Origin of the sequence: Mesorhizobium sp. M1A.F.Ca.IN.022.07.1.1 (genome assembly GCF_003997575.1) — a bacterium.
Taxonomy (GTDB): Bacteria; Pseudomonadota; Alphaproteobacteria; order Rhizobiales; family Rhizobiaceae; genus Mesorhizobium.
The window spans coordinates 1-2,559 of sequence record NZ_RZST01000533.1 but is presented as its reverse complement, the minus strand read 5'-3'; the positions used below and the strand labels follow the sequence as shown (position 1 = coordinate 2,559).

The 2,559-nt window shown below is 63.1% G+C and carries 3 protein-coding genes; all 3 read left to right on the top strand.

Annotated elements, in window-relative coordinates; genetic code table 11:
* On the top strand, positions 1-357 hold a 357-nt coding region (zapE, locus tag EOA75_RS31725), incomplete at its 5' end, for an AFG1/ZapE family ATPase (protein WP_127326054.1).
* Positions 358-762: 405 nt separating this feature from the next.
* Positions 763-1,731, top strand: coding sequence for a malate dehydrogenase (mdh, locus tag EOA75_RS31720; RefSeq protein WP_067323649.1), 969 nt, complete (start codon positions 763-765; stop codon positions 1,729-1,731).
* Positions 1,732-1,756: 25 nt separating this feature from the next.
* Positions 1,757-2,559: ATP-grasp domain-containing protein (locus tag EOA75_RS31715; RefSeq protein WP_348628693.1), on the top strand; the 803-nt coding region annotated here is incomplete at its 3' end.

Here is a 2,559-nt window from a genome sequence, read left to right as displayed (position 1 = left end):
CGTTTCTCCTTCGCCGATCTCTGCGAAAAGCCGCTCGGCGCGCGCGACTATCTGGCCATCGCCGACCGCTTCTCGACCGTCTTCATCGACCATGTGCCGGTGCTCGGCGAAGGCAAGCGCAACGAAGCCAAGCGTTTTATTCTGCTCATCGACACGCTTTACGACCACCACATGCGGCTGGTGATGAGCGCCGCCGCGCCCCCCGAGGGGCTCTACACCGCCAGGCGCGGCACGGAAGTCTTCGAATTCGAGCGCACTGCCTCGCGACTGATCGAAATGCAGAGCCGCGACTGGCTGGAAGGCTGGGCGGAGAGGCGGCAAGTCGGGGCGGAACCCGCGGAGGCGCGACAGGCGTGAGCGTAGCCGCCTGGAGTCCTCATCCTAGGGCGGAGCGACGCGAGGCGGAGCCCAGGGCCTGGGAAGGAAGCGATAAGCGCTTCGTCGCTTGGATGCGCATCTCCCGAACCGCTCAGCCGCCCGACTTGGCTGTCCCGCCCCTCCTAAAATCACAACGGCGTCATCGCCGGGATGAAGGCCTTCTGATTTCATCGTTTATTGTATAAATTCTGGTCAGTTAGCTCGAAAATTTTGACGTTTACGTAATTCCCGATGCATCTAACCGATTGAAAACACTGGGCGCAAAATAACCGTTTGAATATTCTCCATGCCGGAGCTATTGGGTTCGGCGAAATCCCGCGGTTTCCCGCATTCCTTCCGGCCCCCGTCACGGCACCGTCACAGACAAAGGGAAAACATCCTGACATGGCACGCAACAAGATAGCGCTCATCGGCTCGGGCATGATCGGCGGCACGCTCGCCCATATGATCGGCCTGAAGGATCTCGGCGACGTGGTGCTGTTCGACATCGCCGAGGGCATTCCGCAGGGCAAGGGTCTCGACATCGCCCAGTCCTCGCCGGTCGACGGATTTGACTCCAGACTGACAGGCGTCAACGACTATGCCGGCATCGAGGGCGCGGATGTCTGCATCGTCACCGCCGGCGTGCCGCGCAAGCCCGGCATGAGCCGCGACGATCTTCTCGGCATCAATCTCAAGGTCATGGAACAGGTCGGCGCGGGTCTCAAGAAATACGCGCCGAAGGCGTTCGTCATCTGCATCACCAACCCGCTCGATGCCATGGTCTGGGCGCTGCAGAAGTTTTCCGGCCTGCCGACCAGCCATGTCATCGGCATGGCCGGCGTGCTGGACAGCGCCCGCTTCCGCTACTTCCTGGCGGAAGAGTTCAAGGTCTCGGTCGAGGACGTCACCGCCTTCGTGCTCGGCGGCCATGGCGATTCGATGGTACCAATGATCCGCTATTCGACCGTGTCGGGCATCCCGCTGCCCGACCTCGTCAAGATGGGCTGGACCTCCAAGGAGAAGCTCGACCAGATCGTGCAGCGCACTCGCGACGGCGGCGCCGAGATCGTCGGCCTCTTGAAGACCGGCTCAGCCTATTACGCGCCGGCGGCCTCGGCCATCGCCATGGCCGAATCGTACCTGAAAGACAAGAAGCGCGTGCTGCCCTGCGCGGCGCACCTGTCCGGCCAGTACGGCGTCAAGGGGACCTATGTCGGCGTCCCCGTGGTGATCGGCGCCGGCGGTGTCGAGCGCGTCATCGAGATCGACCTCTCCAAGGCCGAGCAGAAGATGTTCGACAATTCGGTGGCGGCCGTGCAGGGCCTCACCGAGGCCTGCACCAAGATCGCCCCGCATCTCGCCGGCAAGTAATCGTCCCTCTCCGGAGACCAAGCGCATGAACATCCATGAATATCAGGCCAAGGCGCTGCTGAAGTCGTTCGGCGCGCCCGTCGCAAGCGGCGTTCCGGTGTTCAAGGCGAGCGAGGCGGAAGCCGCCGCCAAGACGCTGCCCGGCCCGCTCTATGTGGTGAAGAGCCAGATCCATGCCGGCGGCCGCGGCAAGGGCAAGTTCAAGGAACTCGGCCCCGACGCCAAGGGCGGCGTGCGGCTGGCGAAGTCGGCGGCCGAAGTGGTCGCCAACGCCAACGAGATGCTCGGCCAAACGCTGGTCACCAAGCAGACCGGACCGGCCGGCAAGCAGGTCAATCGCCTCTATATCGAGGACGGCGCCGATATCGACCGCGAGCTCTATCTGTCGATCCTGGTCGACCGTTCCGTCGGGCGCATCGCCTTCGTCGTCTCGACCGAGGGCGGCATGGATATCGAGGCGGTCGCGCATGACACGCCGGAAAAGATCCTCACCGTCGCCATCGATCCGGAAAAGGGCGTGACGGCCGATGATGTGAAGAAGCTCAACGCCGCGCTGCAGCTCGACGGCGATGCGGCGCAAGACGGCGGCACGCTGTTCCCGCTGCTCTACAGGGCCTTCGTCGAGAAGGACATGAGCCTGCTCGAGGTCAATCCGCTGATCGTCATGAAGAACGGCCGGCTGCGCGTGCTGGACGCCAAGGTGTCGTTCGACAACAACGCTCTCTTCCGCCATCCCGACGTGATGGAGCTGCGCGACATAGGCGAGGTCGTATTTCGACGCCTCGATCTCCTTCTCATCCTCTTCGGTGGTGTCGCGCAGCTCCATCA